The sequence below is a fragment of the Mesorhizobium sp. M0571 genome (assembly GCF_040320985.1).
GTDB lineage: Bacteria > Pseudomonadota > Alphaproteobacteria > Rhizobiales > Rhizobiaceae > Mesorhizobium.
Map to the genome: position 1 here is coordinate 22,903 of NZ_JAMYQT010000041.1, position 22,801 is coordinate 45,703.

Consider the following 22,801-nt stretch of genomic DNA (forward strand, 5'->3'; position numbering starts at 1 on the left):
CAGGCACGCCTAACAGGGAATTTTCTGGTGAACTGACCGGCCAACGCCACACTCATGCTCGCCGGGCCGACTTGTCAGCACACGACAGAAACCGCTTCAAGCTCAACCCGGCCCACAAAATGTAAGGCGGCATGGCGAGCGAATAATGACCACAGTTTAATTCCAAAATACTTGGCCTAGCACCGGCATTCTTCAGCCTCCGTATGAATCTCTCCGATAGTTCTGACAACACCACTTTGTCTCTCTTAGCCAACACAACGTGAAGATCGAGATCAGGCCGTGCCAAACAAAGTTCGTAATTCTCCAAGTTAAGCGGACCCCAGGCCCTTCTGAGATCGGTCAGCTCAATCTCAGGCTCAAGGCTATCACGTATCAGTCGTGTCGCGCGACCCGTCCAAACCATATCCGCTAGACTCCCCGCCGTCAGAAACAGCGAGGCTTTTGACACAGCCGAGTCGTGCGCCGCGACCAGCCCCGCAACCCACGAGCCTAAGCTCATACCGAGAACCGCAATTTCTCGATAGCCTTCGCTTTTCAACCAACGTATGAGTTTTCGCCCATCCAACACTGCCTGCCTTACAGATTGGATCGTTCGACCGAGATTAGGGCTAAGCATATAATCGGCGTGCACGGAGCCGGGACGGCTGCGTTCTAAGTGATAAGGCATAGCAATCTCGACAACCGTGATGCCACGCTGCGAGAAAAAGTTGGCAATCTGACGATTCCGAGCGCTTGCATTCCAATGGTGAAAAATCACCATCGCCTGATCGAACGCCCCGCTTTCTGTGATTTTCGCTGAGACGACATTATTTTGTTCGATATCCGTAGAAATGTCCGATGGAAATTTGAGCCCCCCATCTAGCTTTTCAAAACCCTGATCACTCACGCTTAGTTCATCGAAAAAGGCTGGATCAACTACGGCTTGGTCCGCAAGCGCACAGAAGTCCTCGATACTTGTCATCTTCTTCGCACCTGGAAAGGCGCGTTCCGTGTCAAGGACGAAATCCGTTGGTTTCTTCCCTTCCTCACCGCGAAGGGCCCGGCGTTCGTCCCAACGATCAAGCCAACTATGATACACTCTGATTGTTTCCTAACTTACTCCCTCGCCATCGCCCCAACCCTGGATCGAAGATGCCGTATAGTGCGACTAGCACTGAAATGGCCAGAAGGGTCGAAAAGCCGGCAAACGCGTCGATCAACAAGTAGCTGACAACAAGTAACGTCACGACCGCCGACATCTTCCACAAAGGCGCATGAAATCGACCTCCGACACCTAATCGGATGGAGCCATACAGAAATACAAAACAGGTCGAAATAACGATAAGAAGGCTGCTGTAATGCGTCGGCATACGATAGCGGAACCCGGCGCTCACATGATCGCGACCTTGGAACATCGAAGACATATCGCCGACCAACCACGCCACAATATTCTCACCACTGGACGCCAGATAAGAGCTTTGGACCTTCATCCATGTGGCGACCAGAACCCCCAAAACTGTACACCGAAAAACCCCACGCATCACTGTGAGGCCGACTTCATTGAGCTCTTGCTGATGATCAACATATGAGAGCTTCTTCAATCCGTCTCCGATTTTCCAAAGATCATGAACAACCGTGTAGACCAAAATGAGACCTGCGAAGAAAAGATAAAACACCAGGCACATGTATAGGTAAGCGAGGCCCGTAAAAACGACTGTTTCGGGGACAGATATGACCTCAGGACGCACAAGAGCTATTTTCCCCCAATCCACAGCATAGTTGCCACCGCCCTTCATCAACGGGATCAGGGACACGCCGATCCATTGAAAAAGACCCGCGAACAGCAAGCAAATCAAAAAAACCGACCAATATGTGTACGAGGAAGCGTCAACGTTGCGCAGCCAGGCGTCGTCGCTTTCCACCTCACCGCCTTGCGCTGAGAGCTTTCTGCGCCCCTCACTTTTCCAGAAGACCAGCAACTCTATAACGAAGAAGAAAAACAGCGGTAAGAACACCATAAAATCTAGTGTCCAATTTGCGGCCCAAAGGAATCCAACCTGCTTAACGAGTCCGTCCGTTCGCTCGTAGGTTACGTTGTGGATACCAATGATGTACGACAAAAAGCCGAGGGCGGTCATGCCAGCAAATACCGACGCCGGTAAATTCAGGGGAGATCCGTAACTAAAAAACGCCTCCGATGTCCTCGCCAAACTAAAACGCCGCCTCGGCCCCTTGGCGTCAGTATCCGGTGTCAGCGCTGCCGGGGAGTCTGTCTCGAAGGTCGCGGTCAGTGCCGCATCTGGAATCTCCTGTGCAACGCTGCTTCCAGCTCTCTTCCATTCTCGTCTCTTGGCCGATAGCCGCGATTGCGCCGCACTAAGCTCCATCTGCCATTCGCTAGTTGCGACCGGATCATCACATCCAAAAATCCTCGCCAGCCAACGAATGTTGGCAGTGCTAATTCCCTTCTCGTTCTCTTGAAACCAAAGCTGCACCGTTCGCAGATCGACCCCAACCTGGTTGGAATCAATCTGTGAAATCGCCTCTGCGAGAAGCTCGGGCGTCCATGGGCCTGCAGGAAACCCGTCTTTGCCCAAAGGCCGACCCGCACCCGCCGCGGCCAGTCGTTTGAATAATTCTTTGAAATCACTCCCGTCTCTCGGCGGAGGGAGAAATAACTTTCCATTCCTAAACAATGACTTACAGGCTCTAGTTTCGTCCCATTTCGCTAGGCTTCGTATCCTATCGTGCCTTCGTCCTCAATCAACGTTTTTGTCAACTCGATTTTTTGTCCGGCACGGGAGAAGATCGAATGACGGGCGACCCGCTGGAGAGGCTGAACACGAGCGTTGCGTGGGAGATGTCTCGCAAACCGCCGGCCAAGGCACTGAACTGCCCGGATCGGGCGCAGGGCGGGCGCCCACCTTACGATGCGGTCATGATGTTATTATGGACCGGCGCACCTTCGGGCGGTTCCATGATCTTCTGGATGCCGGCGACAGGGTCGCCGCGGGTTGCTGGCAAGCACTATGCCGAAGGGAGGCCGATGCCGAAGAATATAGCACGGCAACCGGACATGCTCCCGAACCCGCGCCCGTGTCGAGCATTCTTTCGCTGGGCAGAAGGACCGCATGGGACTGTCCATTCGCACCATCGGCTGGTCGCGCCCGCGCCAAGGCTAAAATCGGCATGGGCAATTTCGGCGTACAATCTGAAACGTTTTGTCTGGTGGCAGGGGCGGAGTGTGCCCGCATGAGCGAGAAGCAAGGGAAGCCAGGGCTTCGGGAGCCCGAGATGCAGAGGAATGAACCCATCTCTATTTTCTCGCCTCCCCAGGTATAAGTTACGTGGAGCCGGTCGATGTCTATTCAATTGGTCTGTAGCAATGGACAGGTGGTAGCGGCTGAAGGCGTCGCGAAACTGATTGCGGAACATCGTCGGAGCATTGCTGAGCTTGAACGTTTGGGCAAGCGAGCGATGGAGGCCGAGGGTACGGACGCGATCTTGCTGGGTCAGAGGCTGGACGCGGTCATGGCGGAGGAAGCCGCACTGCGAAGGCGTGCTGCCATTGCCCGGGTAACCACTATCGCAGAAATGAAAATGAAGGCAGCTTATTTTCGGCGGTTGTTGGGGCAAGGCTGGTGCGAGATTGATGTCGACGATTTGCGCGCGTTGCTCGGTTCTTTCACGAAACTGCAGTCCTAGGAGAAGAGCGCTGAAATCCATGAGGCCACGGTATTCCAGGCCGCATAGAGCCCCGCCGGCACCAATATGATCACTATGAACGCAGCGGCTCCGCCAATAGCGCCGTCACCGCGTCCTTCCACGGGATAGTAATATTTGTGCGCCTCATCGTCGTGCTTCATTGTTGTCTCTCCGACCCCTTATTTAGCAGCAACTGAACAGGATGCTCAAACGTCGTGCCCCACAAACCTGCACGTTTCATCTTAGCGTTGATTTCCGCGACGAGGTAGTTCTCATTGACGGCTTTGCCCTTCGCTGTCGTTGCGGCAAACGCGTATCCGGTCGCTATGAGCGCTGTGCCCACGTCGATTGTTTCGCCATTCAGCTGCGCACCGCACACGACGAAAACCGCCTTGTCCCGGGCGTAGCCGATTGGCTGGCATGTAACCGCCGCGCTATCCAATAGCGCAGCAAGGTGCGCCAGCGAGGTGTTCCCGCAATCCATTTTGTTCCCATTTGGCTCTTCAGCTGATGTGCCTCGAAGACATGACTGGACGCCATAGAGGCGGAAAAGGTGCTCTCCGTCACGCCAGGTATCTCCGGTCAACAGTTGAGCTGATTTCGACACCGCGAAGGGCGTTGGCACGGCAGACTCCGATGCATCCTGAGCCTGTGCCGATGCACACAAACCAAATGCCGCCAGCACTGCGAAGCTCGCCCGCTTCATTCCTGGAACTGTCCACCGAGGTCGGCGGAATGCTCGAGATCGGGCCGCAGCGACTTGCCATCCTTGTTGCGTCCGATCGCCGCCATGTCTAAGAAAACCATTTCGTCATCGTCGTAGGCGACATTGTACGGGTCGTTCGCATTTCCCGCACCGACGAGAGAGAAACACGACACAGCGTCGGGTTCACCCTTCCTGCTTTGCAGAACAAGTGTTTTGCAAAGCACGACAGATGCACGAACGTTGTAGATTGCCTCTTCATAGTCCTGCGCGGCTTTCGTGCAGTCCCATTGCTGCGTCTTGTACGTAATCTTCGGTTTTGGGCAGGCCGCAAGGCCGCGCAGCCGGTATGTCACCCCGTTGACGACGCGCTCGGTCGCCGACGGCACCTTGACCGGCGAGATGAGGATCGCCGCATCGCGCTGAAAGAGCGCGCCTTTCGCATCGTAGCGCTCATAGACGAACACCTTCTCGCCCGGCTTCGCAAATTGGAGCAGGTAGTGCTCCGAGGGTTGCGCGAAGGCATTTGGGGCGTCGGCCCCGGCAGCATAAGCCACGGCACCCTGGAGCAGCAAAACCGTGCAAAGAGCCATCTGTTTCATCGAAATCCGTCCCTGCGATCGATATCGTGTTGACACTTTACTAGGGCTGAGTGTAGCCATAGTAAAGTGTTAAATTTTGGCGACACTATGAACGCTCGATTCGCTCTCCTGCTCACCCTGTGTGGCGCCATGATGCCGTTCAAAGCGCACGGCCAGGAACTGGCATCAGACCGCGTAGCAGTTGCCTTTGCAACGCCGGCAGAAGCCATCGCGGCGCAAAGGCCGGCGGCGTGTACCACCGGAAATCGTGCTGAGGTCTCGCGACTTGTGCGTTCAATCGCGCAAGACGAAGGGTTCGACGCCGATCTGGCCGAGGCGGTTGCATGGGCCGAAAGCGATCTCGGCGCCAGTCAGGGTCCGTCGAAGGCCGGAGCCTTGGGGATCATGCAGTTGATGCCGGGCACGGCGGCCGATCTCGGCGTGAGCGACCGTTGCGATAGAGAGGCAAATGTCCGGGCCGGCCTTCGCTATCTGAAGTCACTCTATGACGAATTCCAGGATCCGCTGCTGATGCTGGCGGCTTACAACGCCGGGCCCAACAACGTCTATAAGGCGCAGGGCATTCCGGTGAATCCGGAGACGGCTGAATACATCGTGAAAATACTGAACCGCTGGAAGTTCGGCGGTGTGGTGAAGAAGTCCGCTCTGACCAAATCCGAGACGCTCGCGGCCGTTCCGCCAGCAAGCGAGGACGCTTGGCAGGATGGTCATGTCATGGATTTTGACAACTGAAAGGAGCCAAGGGTGGAATACAGGAAAGCGGGCAGATTTGCCCTGAAACTGGCCTTGGCCTCAGCGGTCGGAATAGCTCTCGCGCCGGCCACTGCGTATGCCCAGTCGGCGTCACCGGTTGAAAATGTGCTCCAGTGGTTCGTCGGAGTTCTGCAGGGCGACATAGCGCGCTCATTCGCCATCATCGCCGTCTGTTTTCTCGGCTTCCTCGCCATGACGGGCCGACTGGCGTGGATGATGGCTTTCTCCATCATCATCGGCATCGCTTTGATCTTCGGCGCCGCCCAGCTTGTGGATGCGGTTCGCGCGACCGCCGGAGGCAGCTGAGACATGGACGACGAGGAGGTCTATGTCGAGCCGGTCAGCCTGCCACTGACACGTCCCCCGATGAAATGGGGAGTGCGCTATGAGGTTTTTGCTCTGAACGGCATCCTGGCGGTTATCGGCTTTATTGCCACCAGCAGCTTCATGCTCGGCCTTGGCGTGTTCGGCATGGTGCATCTTGTTAGCGCATATCTGTGCCAGCGTGACCCCTACATGTTCCACATTTTCGAGCGGCGCGTCTCCAAACGCGGAGCGGTGGCGAACCTTACTTTCTGGGGCGCGAGGAGCTATTCGCCATGAGCCTCGATGCCGACCTGAAATTTGGCCGTGAGCGGCGGCGTGAAAAGCCCGCGGCGATGCACATCCCCTACCTTCGCCATGTCGATGACAATTTAGTCGTGACGAAGAGTGGCTTTCTGGTCGGCGTCATCCAGCTCAGTGGACTGCCCTTCCAGACGATGGACCAGGCCGAGTTGAACAGCCGTATGTTCAACCGCAACACGACATTCCGCAATCTCTCGACCTCTCGCTTTGCGGTCTACACGACGATCATCCGCCGTCACGTGACGCCGGAGATCGAAGGCGACTTTGACAATCCTTTCGTGGCCGAGCTCGACGCCCGCTACATGGATGAGCTTGCGGCGAAAAACCTTTTCGTCAACGAAGCGTATCTGACGGTCATACGCCGACCGATGGTCGGCCGCGTCGGCTGGGTGGACAAGGCGCTCAATGCGTTCCGCATCAGTACCGCAGGCGAAGAAACCCGCGAAGAGGCAATAGTCGAATTGCGTGACGTTCTCGACGGCGTCGCCAAGGATTTTAGCGCTTATGGTGCGCGTCTTCTCGGTGTCGTGAAGCGCCGCGACAGCTTCTTTTCCGAGCCGGCTGAATTTCTGGCGAAGATCCTCGCCGGCGGCGTCGACGTGGAAATGCCTTTGCCGCGCATGAGCCTTGGCGATGTGCTGGCGACACGACAGCTGTTCTTCGGCAAGTCCGCGCTGGAATTTCGCGGACCGGACGCTGGCAAGCTCGGCGCCATCGTGTCGATCAAGGAATACCCACCCTTCACCGCGCCGGGCTCATTGGACGGTCTCTTGCGCCTGCCGCATGAGTTTGTCCTGACGCAAAGTTTCGCGATCGAAGACCGTGTAACGGCGATGCGCAGGATCAACACCATCGCGAACCAGGTTGAGGGCTCCGACGAGGCGGGCACGACGGTCGAGGAGTCCGTCCACGATGGCGCCGACAAGCTGGCCGGTGGCGAAGTCGTCTTCGGACAACATCATATGAGCGTCATGGCGTTGGCGTCGGACATGGCTGGTCTCAACCGTGCGCTATCCGATATCACGGCCGAGCTTTCGCGCATGTCGATCGTGCCGGTCCGCGAGACACTGAACACGGAACTCGCCTTTTGGGCGCAGTTGCCGGGAAATTTCAGCTACATCGCGCGACGTGCGTTGATCTCGTCCCTCAATTTCGCGGGCCTTTTTTCAGGACACAATTTCCCCTCCGGCCAACATGAGCGGCTGCATTGGAAACGGCCCATCGCTTTGCTCGAAACGACCAGCCAGACGGCCTACTACTTCAATTTCCACGTTCACGATGTCGGTCACTTCACGGTGTTTGGCCCGACTGGCTCGGGCAAGACCGTGGTGCTGTCCTTCCTGATGGCGCAGGCCATGCGCATCATGCCAAGGCCGCGATGTGTGTATTTCGACTATATGCGCGGTGCTGAAATTTTCGTTCGGGCGCTCGGCGGTCGCTACGAGGTGATGGAGCCTTCCCAGCCGACCGGCTTCGCGCCATTGCAGACCGAGGACACGGCAGAAAACCGGTCCTTCCTGGAAGATTTGCTCATCTACATTCTGACGCCGGAAGGCGGCGCGCTGGATGTGGCGGAGATGCGCGTCATCAACGCCGCCGTCGACATGATCTACAAGATTCCGCGCGAACAGCGTACCTTCGACCTGCTGCCGGAAGTGCTGCGGGGGTCGCTCATGCCTGGCATGAACGATCTGGCCGCGCGGATACAGCCCTGGCTCGACCCGAAGGACAAGGGCTGGCTTTTCAACAATCCCGTCGATCTGGTCGATTTCTCGAAACCTGTTGTCGGGTTCGATATGACCAAGATCCTGAGTGACCGAAAGCTGCGTTCGGCGGCGTTGCTCTACATTTTCCATCGTCTTGAGGACGTCATCGACGGCTCGCCGATCATGCTCTTCCTCGATGAAGGCTGGAAGCTGTTGGACGACGAGGTTTTCGCTGCTTTCATCAATGAGACGCTGAAGACCATTCGTCGCCGCAACGGCGTCGTCGGCTTCGGCACGCAGACGGCGGAAGACGTCGTCAATTCTTCCATATCGTCGTCGCTGATCGAGCAAACGAAGACCAACATTTTCTTCCCCAACCCGAAGGCGAGCAAGGAATCCTACATGGAGCGCTTCTCGCTGACAGCGAAGGAATTCGAATTCGTGCGCCGGACCGCGAAGGAAACACGCACCTTCCTCGTCAAGCACGACAGCGACTCGATCGTCGCCAAGCTCGATTTGTCGGCGATGCCCGATCTGATCAAGGTTTTGTCCTCGAACGAAGCCAACAGCAAGGAATGCGCACGGCTCCGGGAAGCCTTCGGCGACGAGCCGGAGGCGTGGCTGCCATACTTCTGCGGATGGGAGAACGAGCATGACGAAGCGGCTTAGCAGCGCTTGTCTGGCCGTGGCTCTCGCGACGGCGGAAAGCATGAGCGGGGCTGTCGCTCAGATCGCGGTGATCGACGGGCAGAACCTCGACAGGCGGCAAGAGGACGAGCAGCACAGCACGAAGTCGGATGAGGCCAAGAGGGACGAAACCGACAAGAAGAAAAGCGTCGTCTGCACCTATTCGAACAAATACCGCTCACAGATGTTTCGCCGGTCGCCTGCCGAAGCGTTGCAGCGCGACGCGGGCAACGTGAAGATGATCCGCTATTATGCGCAAAAGTACGGTGTGCCCGAAGGCCTGGCACTGTCCGTTGCCTATCAGGAATCGCGCTTCGACACATGCGCCGGGAGCCACACCGGCGTCAAAGGCGTCATGCAGCTGACCAAGGGCACCGGCAAGTCCATGGGACTGGACCGCGACGTGAACGAGGAAAATGTCGAAGGCGGTGTCAAATACCTCGGAATGGGCGTGAAGCAATGCGGGGCGACGAATTACAGCTGTCTCGCCTCCTTCTACAACGGATCGAACGCTGGCGAGCAGAACCAATGGGCCGGCGGCGTCGGCCGTTGGAACAGCTACTTCAACGACTACGTGTCGAGCGGCAAGGCTCCGGCCGCCGCCCCGCCGCCATTCTCGATCGTAACGGCCGACGGCGCAGGCGGCACGGCTCAGGACGCGGCCATGGGCACGGTGAGGAAGGCGGCTGGCGGCCTAGCAAGCTCATCGCAGATCGGCGCCAACGGCGCGGCAATCGACGCGCTGGCGGGCAACGTTGGCCAGGTGACCGAATACAAGGACGCCTGGGAGCTGAACTCGTCGGCTCGTGGGATCAACGCCGATGTCACCAACCAGTACCTCGCCCAGGCGGGGGATTTCACGGCGTTGCTGGCCCAACTTCTGTCGTTGCAGAACGTTCAGGCGTCGCAGTCGGCCAAGCTGGTGCAACAGCCGAAGAGCGGCTCTCCAAACCCGTTCTCTTGTGATCCCGCGGAACTGGGACGGTTGAAGATCGATCGCGGCCGGTGGTCACCATGTGCACGTGAGAACGCCGGGGCAAGCTCAGCCGATAGCCGCTCGGTGATCATCACCACCGATCCTGCTGGCGCCGCCAGCGTCATCAATTCTCTACAGCAATAGGAGGCTGACATGAAGAAATTCGCGATTGCTGCCGGCATGGCGCTTTGGACCAGCGCTGCCTTTGCACAGATTGCGGTCATTGATGGCGCCAATCTCGATGTCGCCCGCAAGAACGCGGACAACACCAACTCCATCATGGACTCCAATAAGGATATTCTGAAAAGAGCGAGGAGATTCTGCAGGCTCTCAGCGGCAGTCGCGACGGTTCGCTCGGGATCGGACAGATGGGCCTTGGCGGCAATATGTCGATTGCCCAGGCGCCGTCGTTCGGATCGATCCTGAACGGCGGGGCTCTTTCGTTTGGCGGCCTTTCGCCCGAAATCCAGAAAATCGCCGGCGCCGTCATCAATGGGCTCCAGCTGGTCAAGCAGCTCCAGCAGATTGCCGGCAAAGAGACCAGTGCCGTCAATACAGCCTATGGCGGCAGCGTCAACGTGGCCTCGCTGCTAAGCGCATTGACTTCGCAGGCCTCGCAGGGCGTCACCCAGCGCCAACAGTCATTGCAGTCCGCGAGTGGGCAGATCGGGCAGTCGCAGGACGTCAAGGGTTCGGTGGACCAGAACACACGAATGCAGCTGGAAAACGCGCGCGCCGTCAACGAACTGATCGGCGTCCAGAACGGCGCGGTCGCGGCCTTGAATGAGAAGCTGAAGGGAGATCTTCTTCGCCAGAGCCAGGTGCAGAAGATGATGACACCGCGCACCGTCAATCCTTTCGCGGAATTCGGCAAGAGCGGAGGCTGAGCGCTTGTCGAGGCGAGTCCTGCGCATATGCGTTGTGATTGGGCTCGGCGCGGGGCTTTTTGGATGCGCAAATCGCGAACAGAAAGCGCCGTGCGGGCCTTCGGCGTATGCTCACGCCGACGAATGCGGCGCGCTGAAGCCGGTCAATTCAACGCCGTTCGCCAGCATCATTGACGAGGATCCATGAACGGTCTCGCCGCAAGCATCCTCGGTGGCATTGACAACATTGGCGAGGACTTCGTTCGCACCGTCTATATGCAGTTGGGCAATGCGATGGGCAACGTCTTCACCCTGATGCTGACCCTTTATATCGTGTGGTGGGGCTATTCGATCCTGAGTGGGCGTGAGTCGATTTCGCCAATCGAAGCGGCCTATCGCCTCGGCCGCGCCGTCATCATCTATCTGCTGCTGACCGGATGGGGCACATTTTCGGCAACGATTTACCAGCTTGTTCAAAGCATTCCAGATGAGGTCGGTAAGGTGATCGTTGGCGCCGTGTCGCGAGCCACCGGCAACCAGCTCAGCGATCAGGCGGCAATTCCAGCGCTGATCGACAATCTCTACAAAGGGGCGCAGGACGTCGCCAATCAGGTCTATAGCGGATCCTTCTATGATATTTTTGGCGCGCTCTTGTCGCTGCTCGTTCTGCTATCAGCCATCATCTTCGCAGCGCTTGCCATTGCCGCAATCATCGCCGCCAAGGTGATGTTGTTCATCACGCTCGCTCTGGCGCCGATATGGATCGTTCTTTGGCTTTACCGATGGTCCTCACGGATGAGCGAAGGCTTCCTTTCGCTGACCACCTTTCTGATGATCCAGCAAGTCCTGATCTATGGCTTTCTCGGTTTCTACTTCTCCCTCGTCAATGCGGCACTGAACACCGCCACGTCCGGTGGAGCAACCATGGACAGCAAGATGTCGCTGGTGCTGCCCTTGGTGCTGGTGACGATCATCGGCATCTACGTTCTCATGCAGATACCCTCGATTGCTTCGATCCTGAATGGCGGCGGGTATCTCAGCACTGTGGGCGCATACAACCCTTATAGAAACTTCGGCAGAAACGCTGTGCGCTATTCCGGCGCGCGATGGGCCGCGGGCCGCGCCGCTCGGGGCGCCCGGCAGCTCGCGACAAACAGTTTTCGATCTTCGCGAGCAGCCAGGGCGGATGCCGCAACCCGGTCCGCCATCCAGCAAGGTGCGCGCGATAACTCCAGGCCTCTCGCCTAGAACACAAGAACTATCACCGATCGCGGCCCTCGATCGGATCGGGATCGTCGCGCAAACGAGGCAATTCTAAAGTGTCAATCTCAATGGAAACACCTGCTACCAGCAGCCGCGAACTCGTCGACAAGCGCTATTACAGGGCAGGCGCGACCTGGGAAGACGACACGCACAGGTCAATGCGCCGATCGCGTACATTGGCCTGGATCGTCAGCGGCATTTCGGGACTGGTTGCGGTGCTGTCGCTGCTGGCGCTCGTGCTGATCCTGCCGCTCCGGCAGTTCGAACCGTATGTTGTCGAGGTCGACAAATCGACGGGCTACCTCGAGATCATGCGCGCGCTGAAGCCTGGAGATTTATCCCAGAACGAGGCCGTCACGGCGGCCAATCTGGTGCGCTACATTCGTGCCCGGGAAACCTACGATTCGCGTGAACTGAAACAGAATTACGACCTGGCACAGCTCTACTCGACCGACGCCGCGTCCAAGGATTTGACATGGCTTTTCACGCCTGCAAATCCACAATCGCTGGACAAGATTTTTGGCCGCAATGTCACTGTCTCGGTCGAGATCAAGTCAGTTTCCCTGCTCAATCGCAACACAGCCTCGGTGCGCTTTGCCACGACGACGCGGCGGGACAATTCGTCCACGGCCGACAATTGGGTGGCGGTGATAAAATTCCGCTACACCTCAACGCCGCTCAAGAACGAATGGCGTTTCGACAACCCGTTGGGATTTCAGGTTACGGATTACCGCCGCGACCAGGAATCGGCGCCGACCGCGGGGAGCCTGCAATGAGATGGCGCGTAAGCCTCGCGCTGTCGGTCGCCCTTCTGCTCGGCACCATGCACGGCGCGGCCGCACGCGACGGCCGCATCCGATATGTCACCTTCAACAACGACGACGTGACGTCGGTGCGCGCCGCCCTTGGTATTTCCACGATGGTCGAGCTCAGCCCGACCGAAGTCATCGAAACCGTGTCGGCTGGCGACACGAAAGGCTGGTCGATCATCCCCAAACGCGGATCGCGGTTTCTGTTCGTCAAGCCGCTGGAGCGCGATGCGTGGACCAACGTCAACGTGGTCACCAACCGGCGCGTCTATTCCTTGCTGCTGCAGGCCACTGACAATAGCCGTGACCGGGCATCCTTCCAGGTCCGGTTCAAATACCCGGACGAGGATATCAACGCGCGCCTGCTCTCACAGGCCAAGGAGAGCGCCGCCGATCCGGATTTGAAGGACCTGAACTATGCCGATCTCAACTACGACTACGCCTACAAGGGCGACGACAGCTTGAAGCCGCGCACCGTATTCGACGACGGCACCAAGGTGTTTCTGGAGTTCAAGGGTGACATTCCGGCGATCTTCGTTGTCGACGACAAGCGTCAGGAGTCGCTGGTCAACGTTCGCACGCAGGGCAAATACACCGTCATCGACAAGGTCGCACGGCAATTCACCTTGCGGGCCGATGGCAAGACGCTCTGTCTCTACAACCGCGCGCGACCCAACGCTATCGATCCGGTAGAGCAAGTCTATGGCCCAACGAAACTGACAGGCGGTTCCACCCTGTTCGGATCCAGCGGAGGGCGGTGATGACCCAGATCGATTATAACCAACTGGACGGCAGCCCGACGGTCGCGCGCCGTGGTGCGGGCGTGGGTACCAGGATCGCCCTGGTCGGCCTCGGCGTAGTGCTGGTAGGCGCGCTGATATGGCTGAACTGGCCCAGGGAGCCGGTATCGCGCGATATTCGCAGCGATGGCGAGGAAAACTTCAACCCGCCCGAGTTCCGCCCGCCAGCGCTGAACGAGCCGCCGCAACCTGCCGACGGCACGATCGACCAGATTGTGGTGCCGCCACCGGCCGCCGACCAGAGCGGCACGCAACAAGCCGATAATGTCGATCAGACGGTGCAGGAGGGCGCGGATCTTGATGCGCAGCGGCGCGCGCTGGAGGCGCAAATGGCGGCCGAGGAGGCTCGCCGCAAGGCCGAGGCGGAAGAAGCCCGCCGCAAAGCCGCGGCTGAGGACGAGGCCCGCCGTAAGGCAGAGGCCGCCGAGCACGAAAAAGCGGTGTGGGAACGCCTGCGGTCGAACCAGATGGTGACGAATGATCAAACCGGCTCGACGGATGCCGGCGCCCAGGCGGCACAGGTCGAAATCGCGCCCGACGGTCAGATCGTCCCGGTCCCCGGCGCCGACAGTGATCCCAACAAGGCATTCCTGGCGCAGTCGGAGGCAAGTTCTTCCGGCATTGTCAAAGCCAGGGTCTTTCGACGCACCGATGCGTTAATCCCAGAGGGAACGATCATTCGCGGCTATTTGGAAACCGCTGTTAACACCGACCTTCCCGGCGCCGTGCGCGCTGTGGTGCGTGAGGATGTCTTCTCGCTCGACGGCAGGCGGATCCTCATTCCGAAGGGCTCGCGCCTGACCGGGGAATACCGCTCGGGGCTTGCGCGCGGTCAGAAGCGTGTTTTCATCGTCTGGAGCAGGGTCATCCGCTCGGACGGCATTTCCGTCGATATCAAATCGCCCGGGGCAGACGCGCTCGGCCGCGGCGGCATGGGCGGCCGTGTCGATACACACTGGGTTGAACGGTACGGCAACGCCATCATGCTTTCCGTCGTTGGCGGTGTCTCTGAATATCTGTCCTCGCTTGGAGATAGCAGTCAGGATGGACAACAGCGCCAGGTGTCGACGATTGATCCCGTGACCGGCGAGACCACGACCGTGACTTATGGTGGCAATGGTTCGCAGCGCGACGCCCGCGGCATCGCCTTCGACAAATCATCGACCGCCTTGCAGCAACTCGCGCAAGAGGCGTTTCGCGACACGCAGAACATTGGCCCGACAGTCTACGTTGACCAAGGCACATCGATCGTCGTGCTGGTGCGGCGAGATCTCGATTTCTCGGATTTGTACGCTGATCCCGTTCAGGAAGAAGTTGCACGCCTGAAGGCAGGTGGGCGGCCGAAGACGGCGATCGATCCGACGCCTCTTCTCGCGACGCCAAAGGATCATTTTTATTCCGGCTATGGGAGCCCGGTGAAATGAATGCCGTGCATCCCCTCCCCGACCCTTGGGCGAGAGCCCCGGTCCTGCGCGCTCATCTGGAACCGATATGGTCCTATTTGAACGACGATTCGGTTTCCGAGATTGCGATCAACAGGCCGGGTGAATTGTTCGTCGAACGCCTCGGCGCGAGGGAAATGGAGCACGTCGTCAAGCGCGAGGTCACGCCAGGCTGGATTAGGCATATATCGACTGGCGTCGCCTCTGCGACAAATCAGGTTATCAACGAAGAAAGGCCGATCCTGTCGGCTGCTCTACCTTCGGGCGAGCGCATCCAATGCATCTTGCCGCCCGCGGCCCCCGAAGGCGGGGCGATTTCGATCCGCAAGCAGGTCATCATGGATATGAGCCTTGCTGCCTACAAGGATCTCGGCGCATTCGAGAACACGGCGATGGGCAGCGGACTGGCGCTGTCGGCCGAAGAAAAGCGACTTGTCGAGATGTTGCACGACACGTCGCCGATGGACTTCCTGCAATATGCAGTGCGCAACCGGGTCTCAATCGTCGTTTCAGGCGGTACATCCACCGGCAAGACGACGTTTTTGAATGCGCTCTTGAAGGAGATTCCGGCCCATGAACGGATCATCACTATCGAAGATACCCGCGAACTGAGGCTGCCGGCCCCCAACAATGTCACGCTGATAGCCTCGAAGGGCGACCAGGGCCTTGCCAAAGTCTCCGCGCAACAGCTGCTCGAGGCCTCGCTTCGCATGCGGCCCGACCGTCTGCTATTGGGCGAGTTGCGCGGCGCTGAAACCTTCGCGTTCCTCCAGGCGATCAACACTGGCCACCCGGGTTCGCTCACGACCGTTCATGCCAATTCCGCGCGGTCCGCCTACGAGCGGCTGGCGCTGATGGTCATGCAGGGCAGTTCGGGCCTCTCACGAGGCGAAATCCTCGACTACCTGCGCGAGGTCATTCCGGTGGTCGTCCAGATGGTCCGCACCGAAGGCGGACGGCGCGGCATCAGTGAGATCAAGTTCACCAAGGCCGAGACGATCTAGCGGGCCACATCCATGCAGAGAATCGCAACAGCAATTTTCATGGTGCTCATGGCGATAGCCCTGGGCGTCTTGGTCTTCACGGTCGCCTATGCCGCGACAGATTGGTACCGGACTGGCTCCCTCTTCCTGTTCGACCAGCTGAACGCCAATCCCTTGCCGGTCGTTCGTCAGGCCTGGGCGGACACGCTGGCGGGGAATTTTGGCCGGGTGCAATACGCCGTTGCGGCGGGAGCATTAGGGTTTCTCTTGCCACTGGTCAGCTTGCTTCTCATGCGTCCGAGAAAGCGCAATGACTCTCGCTTCATGACGATGAGCGACGTATCGAAAACCGGCCTGACGAAAGTGGGCGGCGTCTTCGTCGGTCGAGCCGGCGGCAGGCTTGCCGAAATTCTTTCGCCCAGCCGCGATCAGCGCTCCGGCAAGATCCGTTTGACGCAGCGCAAGCTGATCGGCGGTAAGAAATTGTGGATTGATGGCGATGATGTCGGCGGCTTCGTCATAGGGCCGCCGCGGTCCGGCAAAGGCACTTCTCTCATCATCCCGAACGCTTTGACCTGGCCGCATTCGCTCGTGGTTCTCGACCTGCGGGGCGAGACCTATGTGGCGACGGCTGGTTACCGTTCAACCATCAGCCGTGTGGTGCGTTTCGCGCCGGCAGACCCCGACGGCAATACCGCCTGCTACAATCCGATGGACTTCATCTCACTGGATTCGGCGCAGCGCGACATCGACCTTCGCAACATCGCTGCGGCGCTGTTTCCGCGGCCCCCATCCAACGCAGATCCCTATTGGGTCAACGACGCCCGCCTCCTTTTTACCGGCATCGCGTCCTTCGTCATGGAATCGCCTGCGATCTCGAACGAGAAGAAGACCTTCGCCACCATCCTCGAGATCATGAACGGCGCCGAGCAGCCGCTCCTGGAGTTCATCGGCTCGCTACGCGAGGAACGCCGCCGCGAATGCTCGCATTTTACGCTGCAGACCCTGCTGCCATATTTCGAGATGTCTGAGCGGCAGTTTTCCGGGATATACGCCGGCGTACGGACCGGCATGGCCCCCTTTCTCAACGAGCGCCTGATGCGAGCTACGTCGCGCAGCACGTTCGATATTCGCAAGCTCAAGCGTGACCGGATTTCTCTCTACCTCGACGTGCGGCGCGAGCAGATTACGTCGCTTGGACCGTTGTTCAACGTCCTGATCACGCAGATGATGAACTTCATGTCGGAAAGTCTGCCGCAGCCGGGCGGGCATCCGGTGCTTGTGCTGCTCGACGAGTTCCAGAACCTCGGCAAGCTCGAGAACGTGACCGAAATGGCGAGCGTGCTCGGCGGCAACGGCGTTTCCATGTGGTTTTTCGTACAGTCGCTGAAGGCTGTAGACGAGATCTATCGCCAGGAAGGGCGCAAGACGCTCATCAACGCTGCTCGCGTGCAGATCTTTTTCGGTGCGCAGGACGCGGACGATCTGCGCTACGTTTCCGAGCAGCTCGGCGAAACGTCGGACGTGCAAAAGGACGTGACGCGCACCAAGGCAACGTTGTTCGACACTTATTACACGCGCTCGGAGCACCGCAAGGAAGTGCGGCGGCCCCTGATGCGGCCAGATGAAATCCGTACGCTCGACAAGAACAAGGTCATCATATTGCCGCGTGGCGAACTGCCAATCCGCGGCACGCGCAATTTCTATTTCGCCGACGGTCAGCTCGCCAAACGCGCGTTCATGCCCCTGCCCGCCTCTATCGAGGTTTCGCGCACGAAAAGCCGTGCATTGGACGCTTCTGCGTCGGTTCCATCTCCTGCGCTCCCGACGATTGTGCCGACAGCACCTGCGTACCGCTCAGGCCTCTTGCAGACCCGCCTGCGCCGCGGCGCGACATTTGCCGCAAAAGCAGGCCGTATAGCTCCGCCGCAGGGCCGGCACGCAATCACAAAAGAACGGCCGAAAGCAACCGACGCTGCAGTCGTACCAGCTTATGCCGCCATAGACTTTCCCGCTTTGGCGGCCAAAGCGGCGACAACACGCGTAGCACCCGACAAAGAAGCGGCGGTTGCGGCGATCCTGAACAAGGTGCGGTCTCTCCGGGCCCACGCATCCGACATCGAGGATTTCGATAGGAATTTGAGCGTCGTCGAAGATACTTTGCCTGATGTAGTCGATGGGTAGGCTAGCATTCCGATGCGGCGGAGAGGTCATTGTCTACCGTGACCTTGTCGCACACGTCACGGCAGCTCTTCGGGCAGTGCCGAGGAGTCTCAATCATACGGCGCGAAAACGTCGGCGATACTGGACCTCGACAAGCGTTTCAGAGACCCACCCCGTCGGGTTCAATCGCGAATCCCGCATCGATCGCGCTTCGCGCAATGAGATCGCCAAGTTCCCAGTCCGTGAGTTCGCAAAGCGGGAACATTCTCCTCACGGTGGTGCTAACCTCGGATATCGAAATGCTCGGGCTGCCGATGTTGTCGATCAGGTGGCGGACAATCGCTTGGCGAACGTCCGACAAGGTAGGCGTCTGCGCGAGCGCAGGCATCACCGGCCCTATGAATGGAGCCGTGGTTCTGCGGCCACGGCTGTTTTAAAGTCGAATGCGACGGGCACACCGTGAATGATGCATGCTGCCGCCACTAACTCCTCCAGGTCCCGGTCGGTAGCCTTGCATGCCGGCATGAGCGTTCGGATGGCGCGGATTGCCTGTGCGATGGAGAGGAAGTGGGCCTTGCCTCTAGAGAGCACATAGGCTTCGGCGGCTCTTTCAACCGTGACGGTGTGAAAAGTGTCGGTCATGTGAGCTCCTCCCTGAAACCCAAACCAACACGATTTATGGCACCAATTCGGCAGCCTGCAAGGGTTTGTCCGATTCCGAACAGTCAGGCGGAGGCGAGGCCGAAGTGACTTTGCTCCTCCTCGCCGTAAGCACCATGTGTGAGTTGTATCATTCCAATGCGGTCGATAATCGTGATCTCGCCGCGCTTGGCGTAAATACGACGGCTATCGTATTCTCGTTGCCGTCGGCGGTGGCGAGGCGCGAGCCTACACACGATCTGGTCTGGACTGGTCTAGCCGTTTTCCCTCGATCCTCTCCGAGGCTCGCAAGCTCAAGGTGCGCTCCGCCCTGATTGACGGCGAGGCCGTGGTTGTCGATGCGGAAGGAAGATCTAACTTCCAGGCGCTTCAGAATGCATTGAAGGGTGCCCCGGCGACAATCGACTTTTATGCGTTCGATCTGCTGCAGCTCGACGGCGAAGATCTGACAAGGCTTCCTCTTCTTGAGCGCAAGGCGAAGCTGGAGGCGATCTTGCCTGCGAAAAATCCGGTCCTTCGTTACTCCGACCATATCCTCGGCCGCGGAGAAGAGCTGCTTGATCGCTTCTGCGCTGCCGGCCTTGAGGGCGTCATCTCAAAGCTCGCGGATTCGAGTTATGTGGCTGCCCGCGGCGCAAGCTGGCTGAAGATCAAATGCATCAGGCGGCAGGAATTTGTGATTGTCGGCTGGACGCCGTCCGACAAGGTCCGCGCGTTTCGGTCCCTGATCCTTGGCGTTCATGACGGCGGCAAGCTGCGTTACGCCGGGAAAGTCGGCACCGGCTTCGATAGCGCTGAACTTCTTCGTCTCTTGAAGATTATGGCGCCGCTTGAGCAGAAGGCCGCGACCGTCGACGCACCACGCGCCGAAGTGCGCGGCGCACACTGGCTCCCTCCGAAACTGGTCGCTGAGATTGCCTTCACCGAAATGACAAATGAAGGGACGTTACGACATCCGAGCTATCTTGGTCTTCGCGAAGACAAGAAGCCGGAGGCGGTCGTGCTCGAGACGGAACGTCATGCAGCCGATCTCGCCGCATCTGCGACAACCGCCATCGCGATAAGTAACCGTGACCGCGTCATCTATCCGGAATCGAACATCACCAAGGGACAGCTCGCCGACCATTATGCAGCGGTCGCGGCGATCATGCTGCCTTGGGTTGGCAGCCGGCCGATCAGTCTGGTTCGATGCCCACAGGGCCGCGCGAAGAAGTGCTTCTTCCAAAAACACGACGCCGGCAGCTTTGGCGACAAAGTCCACCACGTCGGCATCACGGAGAAAGACGGGCACGAGGAACCATATCTCTATGTCGACGATGCCGAGGGACTGATGACTTGCGTCCAGATGGGAACGATCGAGCTGCATGGATGGGGGGCTCGGATCGAGGATGTCGAAAAGGCCGACCGCCTCGTGTTCGACCTCGACCCCGATGAAGGCCTCGATTTTGAGGCCGTCCGCGCCGCTGCCTTTCAGTTCCGCGCTATCCTTAAATCGCTGGGGCTTACGACTTTCCCGATGCTGACGGGAGGCAAAGGAGTGCACGTCATCGCGCCCCTCACCCCTGGCGCCGAGTGGCCAGAGGTGAAGGACTTCGCGTCTCGCCTGGCGCAGGCGGTCGCCCAAAGCGATCCGGCCCATTTCACGGCCGTGTTGTCAAAGGCGCGCCGCAAGGGTCGCATCTTTGTGGACTATCTACGCAATCAGCGCGGGGCGACCGCGATCATGCCTTACAGCGCAAGATCACGTCCGGGCGCTCCTGTCGCGGCACCGATCACGTGGGCGGAGATGAAGACAATAGATGCGCCCTCTCATTTCCACGTGGGCGATGCTCCTGAATTAAAGAAACGCGCAGCCTCCAAAGCTCTGGCTGGATGGGTCGCGCTGACCAATCCTTGCCCAATCTGTAGCGTCCGACGCGGGAAGAGGCAGTAAAGTCGGGATTTAAAGGGCAACGCGGCGCTCATGACCTTGCCTGATTGGAACCTGCGGAGATCGGCCTCGTTTGGCTGAAGCCATGGCAAAAATCAATCCGAGGACCGTCGCCAGTCTTTTGAAGGAATACGCACAACGGGCGTCTATGCGCGGCGACAATCCCTATCGCATAAAGGCATACTTGCGCGCGGCAGACAGTCTGACGGCGCTGTCGCAGCCGCTTGATCGGATCATCGCCGCCGGCGCCCTCACCAAGATCCCGGGGATCGGTGACGCGATCGCAGACATCGTGACCAAGCTTTACCAAACCGGCACGCACCCGAGCCTTGAGAAGCTGCGCGAGGATGTTCCAGCGGGCGTGATGGAGCTGTTTGCCATACCCGGGCTTCGTCCTGATAAGATACTGAAGCTTCATCAGGCGCTCGGTGTGAACTCGCTGGCGGAGCTCGAGGCCGCAGCAAGAGAAGACCGCATACGCCAAGTCAAAGGCCTCGGCGCCGCGCTCCAGACAATGCTCCTGCAGAACCTGGCCATCGTGCGAAGCGGCGAAACGCAACTTCACCTGCACAAGGCCGCCGCCCTTCTCGAACATGCGGTGATATCGGTGAAGCAAGAGCATCCAGAGTTTTCGCGCGTCGAAATTGCAGGTGACTTCCGGCGCGGTTGCGAGCTCGTTTCTGACTTCGCTCTGGTAGCGCAGGCCAGAAAATCGACTGGTGTCGAGGAGACGACCCTCAGGCTTGTTGTCACGGACAGGAAGCACTTTGGCGCGAGCCTGCTCGAAGCGACCGGTTCGGCAGATCACCTTGAGCAACTGAAGACGTTCGCGGTCGACAAAGGATTCACTCTAAACGCCGACGGGCTTCATCGCGGGAGAAAGCTGATCGCGTCAGCGACGGAAGAGGAAATCTACCAAGCTCTAGACTTGCAGTTTATCGAGCCTGAATTGCGCGAAGGCAGAGACGAGATTGAGCGAGCAGCAAAGCAGAAGCTACCTTCGCTCGTTCGAGATGAAGATTTGCATGGCATCCTGCATTCTCACACGACCGCATCCGATGGCACCGAAACGCTTGAGGCGATGGCTGAAGCCACGCGCAAGCGCGGTTTTGAATATTATGGTGTCGCCGATCATTCGCAGTCCGCTCACTACGCAGGCGGCCTTTCGTTGCAGGAGATTGCTGAACAGCACCGCGAAGCTGACCGGCTGAACAAGGCATACAATGGAAAATTCCGCATACTGAAGGGCATCGAGGCCGACATCCTGGCGGATGGCTCGCTCGATTACCCGGATGATATTTTGGAGACGTTCGATTTCGTCGTCGCGAGCGTGCACAGCCGCTTCAATTTGCCCAAGAAGGAGCAGACGGAGCGTATCATTGAAGCGATCGGAAATCCTCGGACGACAATCATCGGGCACATGACCGGTCGCCAGCTGTTGCGCCGGCCCGGTTATGATCTCGACGTCGACAAAGTCCTCAAAGCGTGTGCGAAACACGGCGTCGCTGTCGAAATCAATGCACATCCGTGGCGACTCGACCTCGACTGGCGCTGGCATCAAAAGGCACTCGATCATGGCTGCATCTTCAGCATCAATCCGGACGCACATTCGATCCGCGAGCTCGACCACATGCATTGGGGTGTCGAGATGGCTCGCAAGGGCGGTGTCCCTGCGAAGCGGGTCCTGAACGCGATGCGTTTGGCGGCCGTCCTTGCGCATCTCGCACGGCGCAGGCAAACGTCTTAAACTGCTTGTGCGCCCGGCCTATCAGCGCAGGAGTCCGTCATTCTCAAAATCTTCCCAGCCGCGCAAACTGGAGTGCGAGCTCTCATCGGGCCCAGAACCAGCTGAAGCTGCAGTTCCGCGACCGCTTCTTTGAGCGCGTTTCATAGCGGCCCTCCCCGCGGCTCGCCGCCTATTCTCTGCAGCTGTCGCTGCGTCCTGTTCGCGCCAGACCGTCACCAGGTCGCGGTCAAGCACATCCTCCACGTGCTGCGGGTCGAACACGTGAAAGGTGATGTTCCTTGCCCGCCCGCGAAGTTTCGTAAGCGCCTGGCCGATCACCTATGGGTTTGGGCTTGATGTTTTCCGGAATCGCCAGGGCATGAGTTCCTCGATCTGGCTCTGTGGATGGCCATTGATGATG

General features: G+C 58.8%; 22 protein-coding genes. 15 read left to right on the forward strand and 7 right to left on the reverse strand.

Going from position 1 to position 22,801, the window contains the following annotated elements; translation table 11 throughout:
• Positions 1-52 precede the first annotated feature (52 nt).
• Together NKI85_RS29745 and NKI85_RS29750 are read right to left on the reverse strand one after the other, a co-directional pair.
• Positions 53-1,078, reverse strand: a complete 1,026-nt coding sequence (locus NKI85_RS29745) for an RcgR family putative quorum lactone hydrolase (protein ID WP_352779736.1) — start codon at positions 1,076-1,078, stop codon at positions 53-55.
• Positions 1,068-2,675: an RcgA family putative transporter gene (locus NKI85_RS29750; RefSeq protein ID WP_352526848.1), complete on the reverse strand. Its 1,608-nt coding sequence runs from the start codon at positions 2,673-2,675 to the stop codon at positions 1,068-1,070. The genes NKI85_RS29745 and NKI85_RS29750 overlap by 11 nt, the downstream gene beginning before the upstream one ends.
• Before the next feature lie 664 nt (positions 2,676-3,339).
• On the opposite strand from NKI85_RS29750, the gene NKI85_RS29755 reads away from it, so the two are divergent.
• The gene (locus NKI85_RS29755) at positions 3,340-3,684 is read left to right on the forward strand and encodes a hypothetical protein (protein WP_352526847.1); all 345 of its coding nucleotides are present in this window, start codon (positions 3,340-3,342) and stop codon (positions 3,682-3,684) included.
• On the opposite strand, the gene NKI85_RS29760 is transcribed toward NKI85_RS29755, so the two are convergent.
• From NKI85_RS29760 to NKI85_RS29770, 3 genes are read right to left on the reverse strand one after another with little or no spacing between them, the layout of a single operon-like run.
• Complete coding sequence (locus tag NKI85_RS29760; RefSeq protein ID WP_352526846.1) at positions 3,681-3,845, reverse strand: hypothetical protein; 165 nt, start codon at positions 3,843-3,845, stop codon at positions 3,681-3,683. The two genes, NKI85_RS29755 and NKI85_RS29760, sit on opposite strands and share 4 nt — an antisense overlap.
• Positions 3,842-4,390 carry a thermonuclease family protein gene (locus NKI85_RS29765; protein ID WP_352779738.1) on the reverse strand — a complete coding sequence of 183 codons (549 nt, stop codon included), beginning with the start codon at positions 4,388-4,390 and terminating at the stop codon, positions 3,842-3,844. The genes NKI85_RS29760 and NKI85_RS29765 overlap by 4 nt, the downstream gene beginning before the upstream one ends.
• Positions 4,387-4,989, reverse strand: a complete 603-nt coding sequence (locus NKI85_RS29770; RefSeq protein WP_352526844.1) for a hypothetical protein — start codon at positions 4,987-4,989, stop codon at positions 4,387-4,389. The genes NKI85_RS29765 and NKI85_RS29770 overlap by 4 nt, the downstream gene beginning before the upstream one ends.
• 129 nt (positions 4,990-5,118) lie before the next feature.
• Here NKI85_RS29770 and NKI85_RS29775 point away from each other — a divergent pair, with 129 nt between their 5' ends.
• The 12 genes from NKI85_RS29775 (at position 5,119) to NKI85_RS29830 (ending at position 18,085) form a co-directional block, all read left to right on the forward strand.
• On the forward strand, positions 5,119-5,721 hold the full coding sequence (locus NKI85_RS29775) for a lytic transglycosylase domain-containing protein (protein ID WP_352526843.1): 603 nt from the start codon (positions 5,119-5,121) through the stop codon (positions 5,719-5,721).
• Positions 5,722-5,733: 12 nt separating this feature from the next.
• Positions 5,734-6,048, forward strand: coding sequence for a TrbC/VirB2 family type IV secretion system protein (locus tag NKI85_RS29780; RefSeq protein WP_352526842.1), 315 nt, complete (start codon positions 5,734-5,736; stop codon positions 6,046-6,048).
• Between the two features lie 3 nt (positions 6,049-6,051).
• Entirely contained in the window at positions 6,052-6,345 is a 294-nt protein-coding gene (locus NKI85_RS29785) for a VirB3 family type IV secretion system protein (protein WP_352526841.1), read from the forward strand.
• Entirely contained in the window at positions 6,342-8,744 is a 2,403-nt protein-coding gene (locus NKI85_RS29790) for a VirB4 family type IV secretion/conjugal transfer ATPase (protein WP_352779741.1), read from the forward strand. Before NKI85_RS29785 ends, NKI85_RS29790 begins: the two co-directional genes overlap by 4 nt.
• A complete protein-coding gene (locus NKI85_RS29795; RefSeq protein ID WP_352779743.1) occupies positions 8,728-9,882 on the forward strand; it encodes a transglycosylase SLT domain-containing protein in 1,155 nt (384 codons plus the stop codon). Before NKI85_RS29790 ends, NKI85_RS29795 begins: the two co-directional genes overlap by 17 nt.
• A gap of 224 nt (positions 9,883-10,106) precedes the next feature.
• The gene (locus NKI85_RS29800) at positions 10,107-10,625 is read left to right on the forward strand and encodes a type IV secretion system protein (protein ID WP_352779745.1); all 519 of its coding nucleotides are present in this window, start codon (positions 10,107-10,109) and stop codon (positions 10,623-10,625) included.
• A gap of 183 nt (positions 10,626-10,808) precedes the next feature.
• Positions 10,809-11,852 carry a TrbL/VirB6 family protein gene (locus NKI85_RS29805; protein WP_352779747.1) on the forward strand — a complete coding sequence of 348 codons (1,044 nt, stop codon included), beginning with the start codon at positions 10,809-10,811 and terminating at the stop codon, positions 11,850-11,852.
• Between the two features lie 83 nt (positions 11,853-11,935).
• The gene (locus NKI85_RS29810) at positions 11,936-12,643 is read left to right on the forward strand and encodes a VirB8 family type IV secretion system protein (RefSeq protein ID WP_352779748.1); all 708 of its coding nucleotides are present in this window, start codon (positions 11,936-11,938) and stop codon (positions 12,641-12,643) included.
• On the forward strand, positions 12,640-13,437 hold the full coding sequence (locus NKI85_RS29815; protein ID WP_352526838.1) for a TrbG/VirB9 family P-type conjugative transfer protein: 798 nt from the start codon (positions 12,640-12,642) through the stop codon (positions 13,435-13,437). Before NKI85_RS29810 ends, NKI85_RS29815 begins: the two co-directional genes overlap by 4 nt.
• Positions 13,437-14,900 carry a type IV secretion system protein VirB10 gene (gene virB10, locus NKI85_RS29820; RefSeq protein ID WP_352526837.1) on the forward strand — a complete coding sequence of 488 codons (1,464 nt, stop codon included), beginning with the start codon at positions 13,437-13,439 and terminating at the stop codon, positions 14,898-14,900. The genes NKI85_RS29815 and virB10 overlap by 1 nt, the downstream gene beginning before the upstream one ends.
• Positions 14,897-15,922 carry a P-type DNA transfer ATPase VirB11 gene (gene virB11 / locus NKI85_RS29825; RefSeq protein ID WP_352526836.1) on the forward strand — a complete coding sequence of 342 codons (1,026 nt, stop codon included), beginning with the start codon at positions 14,897-14,899 and terminating at the stop codon, positions 15,920-15,922. Before virB10 ends, virB11 begins: the two co-directional genes overlap by 4 nt.
• Before the next feature lie 12 nt (positions 15,923-15,934).
• Positions 15,935-18,085, forward strand: a complete 2,151-nt coding sequence (locus NKI85_RS29830) for a type IV secretory system conjugative DNA transfer family protein (protein WP_352526835.1) — start codon at positions 15,935-15,937, stop codon at positions 18,083-18,085.
• A gap of 139 nt (positions 18,086-18,224) precedes the next feature.
• On the opposite strand, the gene NKI85_RS29835 is transcribed toward NKI85_RS29830, so the two are convergent.
• Together NKI85_RS29835 and NKI85_RS29840 are read right to left on the reverse strand one after the other, a co-directional pair.
• A complete protein-coding gene (locus NKI85_RS29835) occupies positions 18,225-18,452 on the reverse strand; it encodes a hypothetical protein (RefSeq protein ID WP_352526834.1) in 228 nt (75 codons plus the stop codon).
• 8 nt (positions 18,453-18,460) lie between these two features.
• The gene (locus NKI85_RS29840; RefSeq protein WP_352526833.1) at positions 18,461-18,706 is read right to left on the reverse strand and encodes a hypothetical protein; all 246 of its coding nucleotides are present in this window, start codon (positions 18,704-18,706) and stop codon (positions 18,461-18,463) included.
• Between the two features lie 211 nt (positions 18,707-18,917).
• Here NKI85_RS29840 and ligD point away from each other — a divergent pair, with 211 nt between their 5' ends.
• Both ligD and NKI85_RS29850 read left to right on the forward strand, forming a co-directional pair.
• Entirely contained in the window at positions 18,918-20,657 is a 1,740-nt protein-coding gene (gene ligD / locus NKI85_RS29845) for a DNA ligase D (protein ID WP_352779752.1), read from the forward strand.
• A gap of 82 nt (positions 20,658-20,739) precedes the next feature.
• Positions 20,740-22,401, forward strand: a complete 1,662-nt coding sequence (locus NKI85_RS29850; protein WP_352526943.1) for a DNA polymerase/3'-5' exonuclease PolX — start codon at positions 20,740-20,742, stop codon at positions 22,399-22,401.
• Positions 22,402-22,801: the final 400 nt, after the last annotated feature.

Excerpts from the sequence above, each read along its gene's own strand:
- NKI85_RS29830 (WP_352526835.1), top strand. The coding sequence starts at position 15,935 with ATGCAGAGAATCGCAACAGCAATTTTCATGGTGCTCATGGCGATAGCC.
- NKI85_RS29815 (WP_352526838.1), top strand. The coding sequence starts at position 12,640 with ATGAGATGGCGCGTAAGCCTCGCGCTGTCGGTCGCCCTTCTGCTCGGC.
- NKI85_RS29795 (WP_352779743.1), top strand. The coding sequence starts at position 8,728 with ATGACGAAGCGGCTTAGCAGCGCTTGTCTGGCCGTGGCTCTCGCGACG.
- NKI85_RS29790 (WP_352779741.1), top strand. The coding sequence starts at position 6,342 with ATGAGCCTCGATGCCGACCTGAAATTTGGCCGTGAGCGGCGGCGTGAA.
- NKI85_RS29785 (WP_352526841.1), top strand. The coding sequence starts at position 6,052 with ATGGACGACGAGGAGGTCTATGTCGAGCCGGTCAGCCTGCCACTGACA.
- NKI85_RS29840 (WP_352526833.1), bottom strand. The coding sequence starts at position 18,706 with ATGACCGACACTTTTCACACCGTCACGGTTGAAAGAGCCGCCGAAGCC.
- NKI85_RS29800 (WP_352779745.1), top strand. The coding sequence starts at position 10,107 with ATGGGCCTTGGCGGCAATATGTCGATTGCCCAGGCGCCGTCGTTCGGA.
- NKI85_RS29755 (WP_352526847.1), top strand. The coding sequence starts at position 3,340 with ATGTCTATTCAATTGGTCTGTAGCAATGGACAGGTGGTAGCGGCTGAA.
- virB10 (WP_352526837.1), top strand. The coding sequence starts at position 13,437 with ATGACCCAGATCGATTATAACCAACTGGACGGCAGCCCGACGGTCGCG.
- NKI85_RS29805 (WP_352779747.1), top strand. The coding sequence starts at position 10,809 with ATGAACGGTCTCGCCGCAAGCATCCTCGGTGGCATTGACAACATTGGC.
- NKI85_RS29835 (WP_352526834.1), bottom strand. The coding sequence starts at position 18,452 with ATGCCTGCGCTCGCGCAGACGCCTACCTTGTCGGACGTTCGCCAAGCG.
- NKI85_RS29810 (WP_352779748.1), top strand. The coding sequence starts at position 11,936 with ATGGAAACACCTGCTACCAGCAGCCGCGAACTCGTCGACAAGCGCTAT.
- NKI85_RS29775 (WP_352526843.1), top strand. The coding sequence starts at position 5,119 with ATGATGCCGTTCAAAGCGCACGGCCAGGAACTGGCATCAGACCGCGTA.
- virB11 (WP_352526836.1), top strand. The coding sequence starts at position 14,897 with ATGAATGCCGTGCATCCCCTCCCCGACCCTTGGGCGAGAGCCCCGGTC.
- NKI85_RS29765 (WP_352779738.1), bottom strand. The coding sequence starts at position 4,390 with ATGAAGCGGGCGAGCTTCGCAGTGCTGGCGGCATTTGGTTTGTGTGCA.
- NKI85_RS29770 (WP_352526844.1), bottom strand. The coding sequence starts at position 4,989 with ATGAAACAGATGGCTCTTTGCACGGTTTTGCTGCTCCAGGGTGCCGTG.
- NKI85_RS29850 (WP_352526943.1), top strand. The coding sequence starts at position 20,740 with ATGGCAAAAATCAATCCGAGGACCGTCGCCAGTCTTTTGAAGGAATAC.
- NKI85_RS29760 (WP_352526846.1), bottom strand. The coding sequence starts at position 3,845 with ATGAAGCACGACGATGAGGCGCACAAATATTACTATCCCGTGGAAGGA.